We start from the raw sequence: 18,265 nt of genomic DNA on the forward strand, positions 1-18,265 counted from the left end.
AGCACCCTATTTGTCGTATTTTTCCAAAGCCTTATTAACAGTCTCTGTTACTCTATCCAGGTTCTCTTTCGGAGTACCGTTACCGCGGGTAGCCTTTTCCGTAGCGGAAGCTAACTCATTCCACAGCAGTTGTCCTTCAGGAATAACCGGGCGGTTATGTGAATTGGGCAAAATATTAATAAATTCCTTCATAATCGGATCGTCCTTGTAACCGTATTGGTCGTTAACCGAATCGATAACGGAAATTTGAGAGTCAGCGTTTAATAACGTTTGCCCCTCTTCTTTCCCTAAGAATTCGAGGAATTCCCAAGCAGAAGCGACGTTCTTGGCGCCTTTAGGGATAATAGCGGACCCGCCTCCCGACCATGTCGTAAAATTAGTACCTGTTGGGGTCGGTATTGGTGCAACACCGTAGTTTAAATCCGGCTTAAATTTTTCGATACCCTTCACCGTGAAGTTTCCACTTATCTTCATGCTGACTTGACCGGAAATGAACGGATCCATTTCCTCCGAGCCAGCTGCGCTTGTGAATCCGGCAATATCCTCGACATTGTATTTTTTGCCAAAGTCGGTCATCCATTGTAATGCTTCAACGACTTTAGGATCATTTGCGGTAATTTTGCCGGTGGCAGCGTCCTGGAATTCTCCTCCAAATGCCCATCCCCAAGTATACAGCCAGCCTTGCGAATACCATGGGATGAACCCAATCCGTTTGAAACGTTTACCTTCCTTGATGGTTAACTTATCGGCGGCCGCTTCAAGCTCGGCGATCGTTTGTGGTGGTTTGTTGGGATCCAGCCCTACTTCTTTGAAATGATCCTTATTGTAAAATAGCAGGCGAGAGTCCGTATCCATCGGCATTGCATAAAGCTTTCCTTGATAACTGGACTCCTCCCATGCAAATGGATAATACATTTCCTTACGAATTCCGGATTCTGCTGCCATCGAGGATAAGTCAGTCAGAGAACCTTGCGCAGCCCAAGTACCGACCTTAAACCGATCGAAAAGTGCAACGTCAGGAGGATTGCCGCCTGCGACTGCAGTCAGCAGCTTCTGATCGGATCCCTCGTTGGATTCTGTATAAACCAATTTCATTTTGATGGTAGGGTTTTTCTCCTCAAATGCCTTCACAACTTTATTCATATTATCTAAATCAATTGAGGTAAGACCATGCCACATCGTAACCGTTGTAATCCCCTCTCCGGCCTGATCGTTTGAGCCTCCCTTCGTTGAGCAAGCGGTTACAAGTAGTAACATAACCAGAAAGTAAACAAGAATTGGAAATGCGAATTTTTTGGATCTCCTCATTCAAAGTCCCCCTTAAGTTAAATTCATTCGTTTAACTTGGATTCCTATAAGATCCACTTCATTTTCTGATAAATCCACATTTTATGTAAGCGCTAACAACATTGGTGACATGAACTATGCAAAACAGAAAATGATGAACAAAGTGAATTTGTTATAAGGAATCCACTAGTTATACTAAGTATGTTAATATGACGTCATGCAGCGTGTCAATTGCAATATTACGACATTGATGTATGGCTACTTCACAGAAGACAGACCGCGTTTAGAAGACGTTTTTCTAGCGAGATCAGGAAGGTCCATGCTTCGAAGTTTATACTTTCTGATATCAAAAAAAGGCCGAAAAGCCCCTGGAGACTTCTCGACACATTGAACAATATCCTAGCTTTTGTTGAGCTGTGCTTGTATTAACCCTACCTGTTATTTTTAACGACCATACGATGATCAATAATGTTTAGCTCGGGAACTGCTGTTCCATGCAACTGAGAGATGAGCATATCCACTGCCAATTCACCCATCTGCTTCTCATCCTGCTTAATATGAGTGAAGATGGGTTGACCCAGGTAATCGTTCAGGGAGTCGAAACAAACAATCTCGAATTCCTCCAAAGATTTCCCCATCGAGTTGATGACCTGAGCCAGCATGGTAGCTATTAGAAATTCCGACGCGACAAACGCCTTTACATCAGGGTGTTGTTTCAAAAAATGCTCTACTGTTTCTTTATCACGTTCAATCGCTGTTCCGTTTATGTTTATGGGAAGGGTACCCTTCAAGTTCGTCAATACATAATCTTTGTTCAAGTTCATTCCTTCTTGGGTGAAGGCAAACGTATACCCGAGCAGCCTTTCCTCCAATGTTGAAGTGTTCTCTTCCGGCGGAGATAAAAAGGCAATTTTTTTATGACCTTTGCTGATCAGATGACGTGTAAGATCCATGGCTGCTTTCTGATTGTCTGTGTACACCGAACAAACCGGAATTCCTTTTAGGTATCTATCGACCAAAACAATTGGAAACCGATCCAATACAAGTCGAAGCAGCTCCGAATTATAGTGTTGACCATGAATGGGAGTCACGATTAATCCTTTGATGCCCAAACCAATAAATAAGTCGATCGCGCGTTTTTCCTCATCCCGATCCCCGCAAGTTCGCTTGATAATGAGTTGATAATTATGCTCAGCACTCCGCTTTTCCATCGATCTAAGAAGTTGTAGGCCAAACTCGTCAGAAAAATTCGGTATAATAAACCCGATCAACCGCTTATCATCCTCAGGAACCAAGGTCGTTCTTACCTCTGAATAATGCTTCGGTTCTTGTCCTCCAATTATACCATCGGCCACATATGAACCTTTTCCTTGTATTCGTTTGATAACCCCAGAATCCGCCAATTTCTCCAGAGCCTTTTTAGATGTAATACGACTGACGCCAAATTGTTCAGCCAACTCTTTTTCAGAAGAGACTCGGTCTCCTTCTTTTAAACGACCTTCTTTAATCTCTTGTACAATATAGATATATATCTGCTCGTATAAATGCAATTCCACAAAACCACCCTGACATCATAATATTAATATACTAAGTATATTACACAAGAAGTAATTCGCAAAGTTACTGAGATTACCGACGAACTTCTGTCGCATGGAGTTTTCCAAGTCTACTGTGTCAGACCTCTGCTTACAATTAGACCCCATGGTAGGGGCATGGAATAACAGGCCCTTAGTCGACAGCCGATTCCCGTTTATCTTAGAGTTCTATATTTATTACTTGTGTTACTTGAAGGAACAAACACGCAATCACAATGTTCTCCATCATTACTAATATCTCCAAACAAAATTTTATGTATTTGATCTTTGATAAAATACCCTCCTCTAAAGGCTCCGTAAGGATCCGCAGCTTGATTATGTTGTTAGGCGCAGTACCCTCTTCTTTGAATAGCTTTCAAATCTCTATCCAAAATATATTTAATATGTTTCCATCTTTTTCTAACTTCCCGCAGCGGCAGTCGCACTCGTACCGCTGCTTCCAGCCATGCCGTGCCTGAGGCACCGGCAATGCGCGGCAGGCGAACGTCTTCCGGACGTTCAGCCAGGGTCTTCATATAACCCGCCCACTGATCTTTCTGGAGTGGATCTTCCCACCAGATTTTGCGTGGTTTGTACTTGTGGCCGAGGAAATAGTCCAGCTTCATCAAGCCGAGCACGACATCCATATGCGGCGTTCTGCGCGACTTCAGGAAGCTGTGCAGACGGGTGAACAGATCCTCCAGCTGGTGACCGATCTTCTGCCAGCCCTGACCCTCCCAGTAATCCCCGAACGCCTGGAAGAAGTCAAACGGCGAGTTAAATTCCTGCTCCATCAGATACTTCAGCGTATGGTCTATAGATCAAGTCTAACCGCACAAATCATCCGTAAATTAACCATAGTCCCCCTGTGATAAACTCTCCCTACTTCACCATCTAACACGTAAAAACACCTCCAAAATTGGGCTCCGTATCTTACGATCGGATTGCACTCTCTCGGAGGTGTTACTATTTATCTCAGACTATAGGGCCCTTAAGTTCATCAAATATACTATTTTTTTGTATACTTGTTATTATAGGCGATGAGATATCTCGTTTTAGAATCTTCTACAGCAATCATATCTGTACTGTTTTCGTGTTTAATTTTAAATAGTTTTGTACCTACTTTGTATGTGTTGGAACTTATAATGTTCTCATCATCATGATCACTCTCATTCGTTGAGGATATTTCTATCTCACCTATTTGTTCATCTAGTTCATCCTCTGTAATGGTGTCATTGCTTGTAATATAGACTTCTTCCTTTAATTTTATCATTTTATCTGAAGCAAAACTTCCAGAGGACGATGAACACCCGAACAAAAATAAAATCAATGAAATGACAGGTATAAATAGCAATTTTCTTTTCATATTTCCTCCATAGATAGACGAAGGCCCCTATTTCAACGGGGCCTTGACCTTGAACTTTTATTTACCGAAAGCGGAAGTTGAAACTTCGTCAAGAGTAACTAAACGATTATCGTAAAGATTTTTATACGAGCTATCAGCCACTTTAAACGATTTTTCATCCTGTTTAATAAAGATACTTTCATCCTCGTTAATAGGAATGGATACATTATCATCAATCTTTTTTAGATACAATAATACTTCTGTACCTTCTTGGAGTTCGGTAGAATGCTCATGATAAATAATGGACGTATCCGTCTCTCCGCCAATTTGTCGTAGATTAATTAGATCTCCCTCTGAAACTTCTCCTTTGATGACATTATCTATAGCTACCTCCGATTGCTAAAATGCTTCCTCTGTTTCACCATCATTTTTGATGAGAGGACTAAGTTTGTTTTTAACCATTCCACTCACAATAACATCGGCATCATGTGCACGAGCTTCAAGGGTGCTATAGCCGATAGCCCAGGAATAATGATTTATTTTTAAGTCTTTTTGTGTGGTTTGAACCTTTTCCAAAACATTATCAGGAACATCTAACACAGGTTCATCACTCTGCACGCTAGCAAAGTTATTGTTATAGATAACATTAATGGTATTAATGTCCCATGAAGTTGGCGACTTGTTTGGACGTCCGTCAATTAAAGTTCCAGAAGAATTACGTTCAAATGTATTGGGAGTCATAACGGTAGGGTTACCAAATGGAGCGTGATCCAACCCAAGAGCATGACCAAATTCATGAGTTGCGATGCCCTTTACATGATCTGTAGTGTAATGACTTTGAGCTGTATAGTATGTATTAACCCATGTCTTCATGGTGGAATAATTTCCGGTTATAATACTAGTGGTCCACTGTGCAAATCCGTCCCAAGTAACACCACTGTCAGATTTATTGCCTGCAGTAAACTTAGAATTGGTCCCAGCTTTTAGAAAGACATCAGTAGAAAGATTCCACTCATCTCTAGCATGTGTCCATATATTGGTGTAGACATTATTGGTCCCATTGTTTTGATAAGTTATATTTCTGCTTCCCCAAGAGTAACCAGTTACTGGAGTCGCATAAACTTGTAAGTTACTAAACAACATTCCTGCTAGACCGCACAGTAATAATGCTTTCTTAACATGTTACATGTAAACACTCCTTAAAAAATGGATTTTATTACCAGTAAATTAAATATAATGATAGTCATATCGAAATGTCAATGCTCTATGTAAAAAAAGTATTTTTCTGCTATAAATCCCCACAATCATTATAAAATAAAAACAGCGGGCCCTATCTCGATTTATCGAGGTAGGGCTCGCTTAATTGTACTAGGGACTTTTTCAGTGCCCTCGTACTCTACAGGGGTCATCCTTTTTAAGTTCCATTGGGTTGCACCGCGTTTGAATAACCGCGGTGCTCATCATTGCAGCAGCATCACGGGTGCGACGCCGTGATGCACGCAAAAAAAGCGCCACGACCTCATAGTCGTGGCGCTTCCTCTTGCTGTATGGCAATAATTAGCCCATGCAGCTTATCTCAGGCCGCTGCACCTACATAGCAGCGGCTTCTTCTCCCAGCGGCAGCGTGTAATACTGCGCCTGCTGCCCTTCATGCTGCTGGTACACAACGACCAGCAGCGTCCGACCTTTCGCGGCAAGCGGGCTGGCGCCAGCTAGCACACGCTCAAGCCGGAACGGAAGCACATCCAATACGGTGTGCTTCTGCAGTTCCTTTTCGCCGAGACCAAGGTCGGCGAAAGCACGGGCACCCATGACCGTCTGTGCGGTCATGGCCGAGGTCATCGGCAACGCACGCGAAGCGTTGCCGTCCACCATGTCCGCCGCTCCATCCGCGGCGGACCCTGTTGCGTCGCCCGAAGCAAGCGACGCTGCACCCCCGGCTTCGCTGCCAATTACACCCGCCGCATTCGCGGCAGAGTCTTCCTCGGCAGCAGCCGAACTTCCCACAGCGGCACTCGGACCCGTGCCGCTGCTTTCGAGCCATGCCGTGCCTGCGGCGCCGGCAACACGTGGCAATCGAACGTCTTCTGGACGTTCAGCCAACGTTTTCATATAACCCGCCCACTGGTCTTTCTGCAGCGGATCTTCCCACCAGATTTTGCGTGGTTTGTATTTGTGCCCAAGGAAATAATCCAGCTTCATCAGGCCGAGCACGATATCCATATGCGGCGTGTTCCGCGACTCCAGGAAGCTGTGCAGACGAGTGAACAGATCCTCCAGTTGGTGACCAATCTTCTGCCACCCCTGACCTTCCCAGTAATCCCCAAACGCCTGGAAGAAATCAAACGGCGAGTTGAACTCCTGCTCCATCAGGTACTTCAGCGTATGGTCCATCCGGTGTGCGTTCCAGTATTTCTCCAGGACATCCTCCAGCCGCTTCAGGCGTACGATGTCACTGAACGGCAGGACATCACTGCCCAGAATCTCATACGGAGCGTGATCCATGTACGTATAGTTATACTTCTCCGCATCCAGACGCAGACCCGTACCACGCAGCATTTTGAGGAATCCGAGCTGAAGCTCTTCCGGCCCCAGTGCAAATACATCGTTAAACGTTTTGCGGAACGTATTGTAATCTTCCTCCGGCAGTCCGGCGATGAGATCCAGATGCTGATCGATTTTGCCACTAGCTTTGACCTTGTTGACCGTACGGCTCAGCTTGGTAAAGTTCTGACGGCGTTTCACCAGTTCATTTGTCGGATCATTCGTAGACTGAACCCCGATCTCGAACCGGAATGTACCCGGCGGCGCATTCTCTGCCAGATAGTCCAGTACTTCAGGACGCATAATATCCGCCGTAATTTCAAACTGAAACACTGTCCCCTGATGATTCTCGATCAGGAATTTGAACATTTCGAGCGCATAATCCCGTTTAATGTTAAACGTCCGGTCCACAAACTTAATCAGCTTCGCACCCTTCTCGATCAAGTACAGAATGTCCGACTTCGTCCGCTCAATATCGTAATACCGCACGCCGACCTCAATACTGGACAGACAGAACTGACAACTAAACGGACAGCCACGGCTGGTCTCAAAATAAACAACCCTTTTCCCAAGCTCCGGAATATCCTCTTCAAATCGGTGCGGTGACGGCAGATCATTCAGATCCGCCTTTGGCCGTCCTGGCATGAGAATGACTTCTTCCCCTTTGCGATACGCCAGTCCATAGACAAAGTGGAACTTCTTACTCCCTTCCAGCTCCGTCAACAGCTGATGCAGCGTCTCTTCCCCTTCACCCATCACGATGAAATCCACATTGGGAATCCGGTTCATCCAATATTCCGTGTCGTAAGACACTTCCGGCCCGCCCAGCAGAATTTTCACGTTCGGCATAACCTTCTTGAGATTATCTATGACCTTGATCGTCTCTTCGATGTTCCAGATGTAACACGAGAAACCAATCACGTCCGCGCCGCGCTGGTACAGATCAGACACAATGTTCATCACCGGGTCCTTGATCGTATACTCCGCCAGGTCAATATCAAAATCCTTCTCACTGTATGCCTTCAGACACCGCAAGGCCAAGGAGGTATGGATGTACTTTGCATTTAATGTAGAAAGAATAACCTTCATGGTTCACAACCTTTGCCTGGACACCCAGACCATATTTTTTTGGTAAAAAGAAAGCTGCACAGCCATCCTGCCCCGGATGCTGTTCATCTAAACCTCTTTTGAACTAGCCATTCCATGTCTCATGGACATATCGAACTTTTGTCTTTCAAAGAGTGGACACTCTTTTCAAAAAGACATATACACCCCGCCAAACCCAAACCACAACATACAGTATAAAACACGCACCTCTAACCTACATGTTGTATACGATGCGGTCAGCCATTTCTAACGCAAATGTCCACCCTTTGAAAGACATTTCGCCACCATTCGTCCACTCTACAGAGACAAGACAACCAACTTCAACCTGTAAAAGACCTCATTCACATTCCATCCACAATTCGATATCCACATTTTACTGCCTTGAGCCTTTAGGCTTTAGCCTCGAACCTCTACCGAACGCTTCCCCCGTATCATGGACGAACCATCGACTTGCATGAAGCATATCCATCAACTTTTTGATCAATTAAGCTTTACGTGTCATGAACTTCAAAGACTTGAAATGGCGAATGCAAAAAAAAGTTCTCACTCCATCCCAACTGGCCAAACTCGCTCATACTTACTTATACTTACTTATACCTGCTCATACCTACTCATACTCGTAAAACGCATCATCATCCGTATCCACTTCTTCACCCGATTGCTTCTGGAAAAACTCCAGGAACGGTAGTCCGTACTTGCGGTACTTGACCTCGCCGACCCCTTTGATATCCAGCATGTCACGTTCTGTCTGTGGACATACCACACTCATCTCACGCAGGGTCGCGTCATTGAAGATAATGTACGATGGTACATGCTCTTTGGCAGCCAGATCACGCCGGATCAGACGAAGTTGTTCAAATACCGTCTCATTAACCGCAGATGGCATCGCATCGCGTCCGCGGCGTCCACCATAGTTCGTACCCGAAGCCGTTGCCGCTGTTTTGCGGACGACACGTTGCATCACTTCACGCTGGCCTTTGAGCACTTCCACCGCTAGTGGTTGCAAACGTACAACCGGATACTGTCCCTCGGACAACATCAGATATCCTTCGGATACCATCACGTTGATGATCTCCGATATCTCGCGCTCTGTCCGATTACCCATCACGCCGTAGGTTGGCAGAGAGTTGAAGCCGTAATCAAGCACCTTTTTGGCACGGGAGCCTTTGAGCACCGAAGCGACCAGCGATACACCATACCGTTCACGCATGCGGTGAATACAGCTGAATATTTTCTGTGCATCAATCGTCATGTCTACCAGCTCGCGGTCGTCCGTACAGGAACTGCAAATACCGCAAGGCGTATCGTCATGCACCTCACCAAAATAATCGAGCTGCGCACTGCGCAGACAACGCGTTGTGTAACAGTAATCCACCATCTGTTGCAGCTTCCGGTAATCGTTCTGTTTGCGGTCGCCCTCCATCGGATTCTGCTCAATCAGGAACTTCTGGGTGATAATGTCCTGTGCCCCGAATAACAGAATACACTGGCTTGGCTCTCCATCCCGGCCTGCACGTCCGGCTTCCTGCACATATGCCTCCATATTTTTCGGCATGCTGTTATGAATGACGTAACGCACGTTCGATTTATCAATCCCCATCCCGAACGCATTGGTCGCCACCATCACTCGGATATCATCGTACAAAAATGCTTCCTGGCTCTGGGCCCGTTCATCGTCCGTCATGCCGGCATGATAACGTCCTGCGGGCAATCCCGCCTGCAACAAACGCTGATGCAGATCGTCCACGTCCTTACGGGTCGCGGCATATACAATCCCTGGCTCACTGGCATGCTCGCGCGCATAATTCAGGACAAAGTCCTTCTTGCTCTCGCCGCGCAGCACGCTAAACGCCAGATTATCCCGCCCAAGTCCGGTCACATACGTCTGCGGGTCCTGCAAACGCAGCAGCCGCAGAATATCGCCCATGACCTCGGGCGTCGCTGTTGCCGTAAAGGCCGCAACCACCGGCCGCTCCGGCAAACTGTCCACAAACGGCGCTACCGCCAGGTAGCTTGTCCGAAAATCATGCCCCCACTGTGACACACAGTGGGCCTCATCCACAGCAACGCATGAGATCGGCAAATAGCCCATCTCCTCGCGGAACCAATCCAGCTCCAGTCGCTCAGGCGCGACATAGAGCAACTTCAGCTCACCGCGCTGCGCCGCGCGGATGCGATCATTCACTTCTTTGCCGCTAAGTGTACTATTAATATACGCGGCAGCAATTCCGGCGGTCGTCAACGCATCGACCTGGTCCTTCATCAATGAGATCAACGGGGAGACAACAAGTGTCAGTCCCGAATATAACAGGGCGGGGATCTGATAACAGATCGACTTACCGCCCCCGGTTGGCATAATACCCAACGTATCTTCACGTTCGAGCAAGCTGGCTACGATCTTTTTCTGTCCCTCACGGAAGTCGGGGTAGCCATAATATTTTTGCAGGAGACCCTGCGCTTCTTCTAATGTAGGTGTTTGCACACTCATGTAAAGACTCCTTACTTATCACCGGTGTTTTTCCACCAGCTTGGTCCGATCCGATTCTGACATCCGAAAGCGGCTCATATCCCGCATCCTTGACAACAAAATGGCGTTCTCATGACTTGTCCGTCAAGCAAACGCCGCTCCCTTTAGTTTAACGGCCCAGCCCCGAATGAGCAACCGCGTTTTACTGTAAAACGTTTGAACCTTCATCATTAAAATAAAAACAACCGTCCTGCCATAGGTAGGCAAAACGATTGCATTTAATTTAAAAAACAATTAAGTCATACAGCGACTGTTTTGCACTGGTGGTACTTCTAATCTTTCAATGCTTCAACTTCAGGCTCAGATAAGCCGCTTGTTTTGGCGATAACTGAAACTTCAATTCCAAATGAGAGCATGTTTTTTGCAATCTCAATCGCCTTTCTTTTTTCCCCTTCTACTAACCCCTTTTCTATTCCCTTTTCCGTAGCCCACTCAATCATGGAAGCTTCATCATGCAAATACTTCTGCCGCTCTTCATACAAACGACGTGCTTCCCGATCCTGACTCAAGAACTCCAGCGTATCCCTTATTTTCTTAACCCCAGATTCATTCATGTTGTATCACCGCCTCTTGCATTCATGCGATAATACAATCCTTTCCTCTGCATCAGTTGTTCATGCGTCCCATCCTCGGCAATTCGGCCATGTTCCATCACAAGGATGCGGGAGCATTGGCGAGCAACCTCCATGCGATGTGTGACGAGTAACCCTATTCTGCCTTTCATAAAATTCAGCAAGTGATTCATCACGTTCTGTTCTGTCTGAATATCCAGGGATGACGTTGGTTCGTCCAGAATATACAGATCAGATGACCTCATAAAGAGTCTAGCAAGCGACAGTCGCTGTTGTTGGCCTCCAGATAGATTGGCCCCTTTCTCATGCAACATTGCTGCGTATTGTCCTTCTTGTGCCTCAATATATTGATGCAAACCTGCCTGCTCTGCCGCAAGCTTCACTCTGTCCAATGTAACGTCTGAACTCAGACGAATATTTTCTTCAATACTTCCTGTAAAAAAAGTAGGTGTCTGCGGCATATACGTCAGTCTGAATTGGTTATCCATTTCTATATACTCTGCAATATGTTTATCACCCAGCAATACGTTTCCGTTTGTTGGCTCGATCAGCCCTGCACACACTTGGCACAGAGTAGATTTGCCAGCACCGCTGGCGCCAACTACCGCAACCAGTTCACCAGGAACCAGATTAAAAGTAATCTGATCCAAAATCGTCCGATCACTGTTTTCATCTATTACCGTAACCTGTTGAAGACGTAGCATAGCAACTTCGTACTCTTTATGTGCCCCTTTTTGTGTATTCCCTTGATCTTGGCCACACATTCCCTGTGCAAGCTCCTCGTGCTTAGTATTGGATGCGTCTGTCTTCTTGTTCTCCGCCAATTTCAACCATGCAGAGATACGTCCAAATGCACCCACGCTGGCTTGCATCTGACTCCACTGGCTGGACAAGCCGAGTACTGGCCACACCACCAATTCAAACAGTAGACTACTTGCAACAACCATACCCGGAGACAAGGTTCCTCTAGCCGCAGACAAAGCAATAAGGAACAACGCTGCCAACTGAGCCAGACCAAACACCGCCATCGCCACTTTATCCGACATACTCAGGGTCATCTGTAACTTGGCCTGAACACGATTCAGTGAATGCTGTTGTGTCCGAAAACGAGCGAGAAACCACGGTGAAGCATCATACATCTGAATTACCGGTATCCCTTCAACATACTGCTGGATCTGTTCTTGGGACTCGCCTTCTCTGGATTCGACCTCATCGGACAGATGTACAATCCGCTGATCATACAACCTCGCCGTGAACCAGATTGCCCCTGCACTTACCAAGGCGATAACAGCAACCCATGCATCTGCTCTGTACAAATATCCCAGCGATAGAGCAATGATGAATACAACCGTAACACCCTCTGCAATAGCCTCCACAACTTCTGCACCATGCTTCGTGTCCTCCTTGATGCGAAGCATCACATCCCCGGACTTCTGTCTGCGCACCCAAGAATAAGGCATCCGGTTTAACAGTTTCAACAGATCCATGGACATGTCCCGTTGCATTGATTCCTTGAGCCATACCAGCACATAACGATGCATCGCGAGCAACACGATAAATCCTGCCAGAATGGCGATAAAGATCAACGCCGTAGCATTAAGCTGCTCCTGTCCCCCATTATGAATAGCGTCTACGAAGAACCCCTGTACAAAGGCAAGTCCCCAATCGAAGATCGCATCTGCTGCGATAAAAATGAGCAAGATCACTACAGCTAATCCATAAGGCTTCATCCAGCGAAAAATAACGGGCCACACTGTTCTCAGTGATACAACTTGCTTTGGATCATCTGGAACATCACTTTTGTTCATCTGATGATGAGCTTCTATTTCAGACTTTTCATTTTCATTATTTTCATTTATCTCATATGCTCCACTTTTCTCATGACTGCTCTTCATTTCAACGTCATCGGTATATGCTGTATCTTCGATCTTGTTACTCATGCTGTTCCTCCACTTCCGTATCCTGCTCCGCAATATAACTTCGATATCCGTTTGGCCGATCCAACAATTCACGATGAGTCCCCGTATCTTCGACGCGTCCCTTCTGAATATAGATGACCTGATCCGCCCGTTCGATCAGCGATAATCGATGAGTAACGGCAATAACCGTTGTGCCTTTGTCAGCAGTGATTCGGGCAAAGAGATCATTCAATCGTTGCTCATGCCACGGGTCTTGAGATGACGTCGGTTCATCCAACAAGAGAATATCCGGGTTCCTCAGCATCGCTCTGGCTAGACTGATACGCTGAAGCTCTCCACCCGACATCGTCCCGCCTTGTGGCTGAAGCTCTGTTCCATAGCCGAGTGATTGACGCATAATCGCGTCATGTGCATGCGTCATGTGGGCCGCAACCTCTACTTGATCGGCAGATATCCCCTCTTGTCCAAAAACAATATTCTCTTCCACTGTACCTGTGAAAATAAAGGCTTGTTGCGGAACATACACCTGATTGACTTGCGCTGTCTGAACTTCGTGCATATCCTTCAGTGAATTCTTCTGATCTTTGACCTTAATCGAACCAGTAACCGGTGTATCTAATCCAGCTATTAATTTCAATAACGTGGTTTTCCCGCACCCACTTGGCCCCGTGATAACAGTAAGTTTTCCTTTCTTGGCCTCAAAAGAAATATCTGTTAACACTTCTTCTTGCTCCGCATACCTGTAAGACACATGCTGCACGTTGATGCTAGCTGGTTTAGATTGCTTTTCAAGCTGCCCCAAATGCGTATCGGACTGTACATATGTATTTGTACTGGTATTCGCAATCCTGTTCTTTTTCTCCAAATCCAGCACTTCAAAGATTCTGGACGCATGAGAAGCCGAGCCAATAAAATCATTCCACAGCCCAGATAACGATTCAATCGGACGAGTTAACTGACTGCTTGCTACCAGAAAAGCTGCCAATCCGCCTACATCCATATGTCCATTCAGGACCTGCATGCCGCCTAGATAGAGAATCAGAATCATGCCACCATATGTCGAGACCCGTCCGGCTGCTTCCGAAAGTCGTTGTAACACAGATACGGACATCGTATGTCTGAACACTTGATCCATTCGATCTTTAAAATGATGGTGTACATAACCCGCGAGTCCGTAACTTCGGATCTCAACTGGGGCTTGGATGATCTCAGTTAGTATCTCATCTCTTGACGCTGCGCTGGCATTCAACTGATCATGCCGTCTTTGCAGACGTTTACCAAGTCCTACCGTTACAAGAGGATAGATCAATGTGAATGCAATGATAGCCAACGACAGCGGCAAGTTCACCCAGCTGAAGTAAGCAAAGGCAAGAATCAGCTGAATAATATTTTTTGCGAGTTCAATGCCATGTTGGTTGATCCCCTTCTGTGCTTCCTTGGCTGAAGTCCAGATCCTGGAGGTTAGGTCACCTGTATGATATTGTGCCAGATCACTTGTCTCTGTGTTGCTAAAGGATGAGAGCAGTAGAGACTGCACAGACAATAATGTCTTTTGCTGGAATAACGTCTCGACCCTCGTCATGAATGCGGTTACAATCAATCGTAATACGACAATGCTAACACCTATGATCAAACCTGAGTAGAGTAACGAAAACTGTGCTTCAGTCGCACCTTTGACCAGTCTTCGGATCGATTCCAAATAACCGACCTCAATCAGGGAGACCATACATGCGGCGAAAAGTAACAGAATGATGAACATACGGTACTTGCCCGTTAGTGTCCATAATCGAGTTAACATGCCTAACGTTGTATAAGTTCTTTTGTCAGCAAACATGGATGGTTTCTCCAATCTTGTCATTAAATTATGTACTTGGTTATGATATCATCGGTGATAAGGAAAAAATGAACATTTATTGCTGTAAGTACTATTAGAAGTAGGGAGATTGATATGCAACACGATCTGCTAGACACACTGGATAAGCTATTCGACTACATAGAAGACCATATTCAAGACAAATTAACGCTGGATCATCTGGCATCTGTGACTCATATATCGAAGTTCCACCTGCATCGCATGTTCAAACATGTAAGCGGACAATTGCCTGGAGAATACATTCGTTCACGCAAACTGGCACGCAGCCTGGAACAATTGGTGAACCTGAATTGGAAGATTATCGATATCAGCGGACATTATGGGTTCGAACATGAACAATCCTACATACGTGCTTTCAAACAAACCTTTGGTATCACCCCCCTGCAATATCGCAAACAGGGAGCTGGAGACCTTGAATTCACAGCCCGCATGACTTCGTCCATGATCACGATGCTTCCGTACGGATATATTTTCACACCAACGTATGTACGAAAACCAGTCATGAAACTCATCGGACAGCGTTCTCATATTCGGTATGCAGATAATGAAGAGCACTATGAAGCCAATTCAGCAGGCAACGACTTTTTCGAAAAACACTTTCATTCGATTCCTAATGTGTTGCAGCCCAACGTGTATATTGGATTTACCAATGAAATTAACGAGGATTACAGTACATATCAGCCGTCTGTAGAAGTGACCTCTCTGGATCATATCCCTGAAGACCTGAATGGAATTGAGGTCCCGGCCAACCAGTATGCCGTATTCAAATTCGTCTGTGATTTCCATCCAAGTCTGATCAATATTGATCATCTGGACAGTGTCTGGACATTTATTGATGAATATTGGCAGAGCCATTCGGGGTACGAGAAGAGTGATCCATACTACTTTGAAAGAATTGATGGCAGTCTGGCTCAGGACCACTACGGAGAAATGGACATTTATATTCCTGCAAAGCAAATTTCACTGTAGGTGGAGGTTAGATGCTTATGGACTCAAATACTCAAGCTAATTCAAGTTCATCTCATACCGATTCTCGCAAACCTTGGATACGCAGACACCCGTTTTTCGCCGCATTTACATTATTGATTCTTGTACTGTTTGTTGCCATATTCCTAAATTTCTGGCTCCGTCCATACTTCTCTACATTTGAACGTTCCGAGCTGGGGGAATTGAGTTATTCCATGCCTTCACGGAATGGTGAGTATACTGCCGAAATTTACGGCGTACCTTACGGTGGTGCGGCAGGCGGCGTTACAATCTGGGTCGATGTTAAGAAGACAAATGGCCCTGAGGACGCCACGGTAAAAACGATCTATCGTGCCGAGCACCACGGAAATAACCATCTCGAATGGGAAAGTGAAAACACACTCCGAATTGAAAACTGGAATGAGTACACGGATGAGACCATTACCCTCAATATCGATGACGAAATATATGATGGATGGGGCTGGGCGTGCAAAAGCATACGAATGAAGGACCAGTCTGTGCGATGCCTGGCACCCGAAAAATAAAACAACTTAGCAGCTAATATGATGGCTCTGAACACTCAAGGTCTCATCTTAATGCGTAATCCTCACTGCACCGCATGTCAGAAGTTCCAACGTTCTGTATGCCTTGTGAAAATTACGCCAAATGCCAATCTTCATTAGATCATGACAGGAGATACACGCGGCAAAAGAAGCCTAAAAAGCCCCACTCACCGACTCTTTCGGTTAAGCGGGGCTGCTCTTGTTCTACATTTTATCGTTTATTTACTTATACTTCATTTGTGGTCTGATATGCTTGTTCACTCATAACTTCGTATCTATCGTACTTAAAACATATGGCAGCATTAAAATTTATCTATCATATCTATTCTACCGCTTAATCTGCTTCTGCTTCTGCTTCTGCTTCTGCTTCTGCTTCTGCTTCTGCTTCTGCTTCTGCTTCTGCTTCTGCTTCTGCTTCTGCTTCTGCTTCTGCTTCTGCTTCTGCTTCTGCTTCTGCTTCTGCTTCTGCTTCTGCTTCTGCTTCTGCTTCTGCTTCTGCTTCTGCTTCTGCTTCTGCTTCTGCTTCTGCTTCTGCTTCTGCTTCTGCTTCTGCTTCTGCTTCTGCTTCTGCTTCTGCTTCTGCTCGCAATTGTGCCTTAAACTCTATTTCCACTCAACCCTTATTTTCACTGATCCGTCTTATCGCATCCTACAGCAACGATTAGTTTTTGTTGTCCTTTCACTTCTATTTCAATCTATTTTCTCTATCTATACTCCCGCTTCAAACTCCTTTGTCCTCATCTGTCCCAGCTCGTCTCCTACTTACGAGGTGATACTTCACCACGTTCTTCCCGCTCCTTCATCTCTTTGCGCACTACCACTTCGAGCTTTTGGCGATTGGCAAGCAATCCGGGATCGTTGGGCAAGTACTCACGGGCTTTGGTGTTATGCATCAATGCGTGCTCCCAGTTGCCCAGATGGGCATAACAAAGGGATAAACGGGCATGTGGCAGCCAAGTGCGGCAGGCCTCTGGTACTGGGCGCAGTCCAGGATCGCGGCTACTCACGTCTACCGCCTGCATATACCAGTAGATCGCCGAGACGGGTTCCTGCCGCTCATGAAAACAGGCCGCAATGGCACAGCAGAAGTCGGCATGTGGCAGATCATACTGGAACGACTGTAGCAATGCGCCGAGCTTACGGCCCGGCTTGCCAAGTCGTTCATAACATTCCGCTAGCCGCGCGCAGGCAATCAAGCGATCCTCGCGGTAACCACTTGGCTGCTCCAGCAGCTTTGCGTACCCGCGTGCCGCCGCCGCATAACGCTGGCGGTCATAACATTCGCCTGCATAATAAAACAGCAGGCGACCTTGGGCTACGCCCTCTTCGGCGATCCATTTGCGCAGAATGCGCACGTTTCGCGCCGAATGATGTCCCGCTTCGCGGCGGTGCGTGACGGCAATGTCTGCCGTAATGACTTCGCCGCGCGGGAAGCTGAGCTGCTCGTGCAGCCGGCCATGCCAGCGGCACCCGGCATCCCGCTTGACCAGGCGAAGGCGTCGGTCCGTCACAAGTGGACTCCCCTCCGCCCCCTCGGCCAGCGTATAGTTCAAGATCACAGCTTCCGTCTCCCCCTCAGACGGAAGCTGTTGCTTCAACACCTCCAGCTTCGCCCGTTCCGCGGGCAGCAGCACATCATCCGCATCCAGCCACAGGATATATTCCTGCGTGGCCTTGGCGAATGACTCATTCCGCGCTGCGGCAAAGTCTTCCTTCCATTCATACGTGTAGACCTGGTCGGTATACTGCGCAGCGATGTCCATCGTGCGATCCGATGAACCGGTATCCACAATGACGATCTCGTCCGCGATGCCGGCAACCGAGTCCAGACAGCGCGCCAGCGTGCGTTCCTCGTTCTTCACAATCATGCACAGACTGATGGTGATCACGTTTTGAGCCCCTTCCTGTCGTACGCGTATTGCGAAATGTCATAACGATTTGCTTGCGTTGGTTAAATACTTCGAACAAAGTACTATCGTAAGTTGAAC

General features: G+C 46.5%; 12 protein-coding genes and 3 pseudogenes. 3 read left to right on the top strand and 12 right to left on the bottom strand.

The features are described 5' to 3' along the window. Positions 1-6: 6 nt before the first annotated feature. Together MHI14_RS23415 and MHI14_RS23420 are read right to left on the bottom strand one after the other, a co-directional pair. Positions 7-1,308, bottom strand: coding sequence for an ABC transporter substrate-binding protein (locus MHI14_RS23415; RefSeq protein ID WP_091033375.1), 1,302 nt, complete (start codon positions 1,306-1,308; stop codon positions 7-9). 410 nt (positions 1,309-1,718) lie between these two features. After that, complete coding sequence (locus tag MHI14_RS23420) at positions 1,719-2,843, bottom strand: GntR family transcriptional regulator (RefSeq protein WP_091033377.1); 1,125 nt, start codon at positions 2,841-2,843, stop codon at positions 1,719-1,721. Between the two features lie 57 nt (positions 2,844-2,900). Between MHI14_RS23420 and MHI14_RS23425 the strand changes: the two are divergent. Further along, positions 2,901-3,045, top strand: a pseudogene (locus tag MHI14_RS23425) (transposase); the annotation flags it as partial. Positions 3,046-3,387: 342 nt separating this feature from the next. Here the strand turns inward: MHI14_RS23425 and MHI14_RS23430 are convergent. The 8 genes and pseudogenes from MHI14_RS23430 to MHI14_RS23465 all read right to left on the bottom strand — a co-directional run. Further along, positions 3,388-3,679: pseudogene (locus MHI14_RS23430) on the bottom strand (DUF4080 domain-containing protein); the annotation flags it as partial. 191 nt (positions 3,680-3,870) lie between these two features. Beyond that, positions 3,871-4,227 carry a hypothetical protein gene (locus tag MHI14_RS23435; protein WP_289391596.1) on the bottom strand — a complete coding sequence of 119 codons (357 nt, stop codon included), beginning with the start codon at positions 4,225-4,227 and terminating at the stop codon, positions 3,871-3,873. Positions 4,228-4,605: 378 nt separating this feature from the next. After that, positions 4,606-5,349 (bottom strand): matrixin family metalloprotease, encoded by a 744-nt coding sequence (locus tag MHI14_RS23440; protein ID WP_341131344.1) that lies wholly within the window; start codon positions 5,347-5,349, stop codon positions 4,606-4,608. Between the two features lie 447 nt (positions 5,350-5,796). Further along, positions 5,797-7,839, bottom strand: coding sequence for a B12-binding domain-containing radical SAM protein (locus tag MHI14_RS23445; RefSeq protein WP_341131345.1), 2,043 nt, complete (start codon positions 7,837-7,839; stop codon positions 5,797-5,799). 625 nt (positions 7,840-8,464) lie between these two features. Continuing rightward, entirely contained in the window at positions 8,465-10,345 is a 1,881-nt protein-coding gene (gene recQ, locus MHI14_RS23450; RefSeq protein WP_249911442.1) for a DNA helicase RecQ, read from the bottom strand. 311 nt (positions 10,346-10,656) lie between these two features. After that, positions 10,657-10,938 (bottom strand): annotated as a pseudogene (locus MHI14_RS23455) (Rpn family recombination-promoting nuclease/putative transposase); the annotation flags it as partial. Further along, on the bottom strand, positions 10,935-12,896 hold the full coding sequence (locus MHI14_RS23460; RefSeq protein ID WP_341131347.1) for an ABC transporter ATP-binding protein: 1,962 nt from the start codon (positions 12,894-12,896) through the stop codon (positions 10,935-10,937). The gene MHI14_RS23460 and the pseudogene MHI14_RS23455, both read right to left, overlap by 4 nt. Beyond that, complete coding sequence (locus tag MHI14_RS23465) at positions 12,889-14,709, bottom strand: ABC transporter ATP-binding protein (protein WP_339308938.1); 1,821 nt, start codon at positions 14,707-14,709, stop codon at positions 12,889-12,891. Before MHI14_RS23465 ends, MHI14_RS23460 begins: the two co-directional genes overlap by 8 nt. Positions 14,710-14,823: 114 nt before the next feature. On the opposite strand from MHI14_RS23465, the gene MHI14_RS23470 reads away from it, so the two are divergent. Next, positions 14,824-15,717, top strand: coding sequence for an AraC family transcriptional regulator (locus MHI14_RS23470; RefSeq protein WP_339308937.1), 894 nt, complete (start codon positions 14,824-14,826; stop codon positions 15,715-15,717). Between the two features lie 17 nt (positions 15,718-15,734). After that, positions 15,735-16,259 carry a DUF5412 family protein gene (locus MHI14_RS23475; protein ID WP_339308936.1) on the top strand — a complete coding sequence of 175 codons (525 nt, stop codon included), beginning with the start codon at positions 15,735-15,737 and terminating at the stop codon, positions 16,257-16,259. A gap of 352 nt (positions 16,260-16,611) precedes the next feature. Here MHI14_RS23475 and MHI14_RS23480 read toward each other — a convergent pair whose 3' ends face one another. Both MHI14_RS23480 and MHI14_RS23485 read right to left on the bottom strand, forming a co-directional pair. Further along, positions 16,612-16,890: a hypothetical protein gene (locus tag MHI14_RS23480; RefSeq protein WP_341131348.1), complete on the bottom strand. Its 279-nt coding sequence runs from the start codon at positions 16,888-16,890 to the stop codon at positions 16,612-16,614. Positions 16,891-17,035: 145 nt separating this feature from the next. Continuing rightward, positions 17,036-18,166, bottom strand: coding sequence for a glycosyltransferase family 2 protein (locus tag MHI14_RS23485; RefSeq protein ID WP_091033408.1), 1,131 nt, complete (start codon positions 18,164-18,166; stop codon positions 17,036-17,038). Positions 18,167-18,265: the final 99 nt, after the last annotated feature.

Source organism: Paenibacillus sp. FSL K6-2393 (assembly GCF_038002545.1).
In the GTDB taxonomy this organism is placed as follows: Bacteria; Bacillota; Bacilli; order Paenibacillales; family Paenibacillaceae; genus Paenibacillus.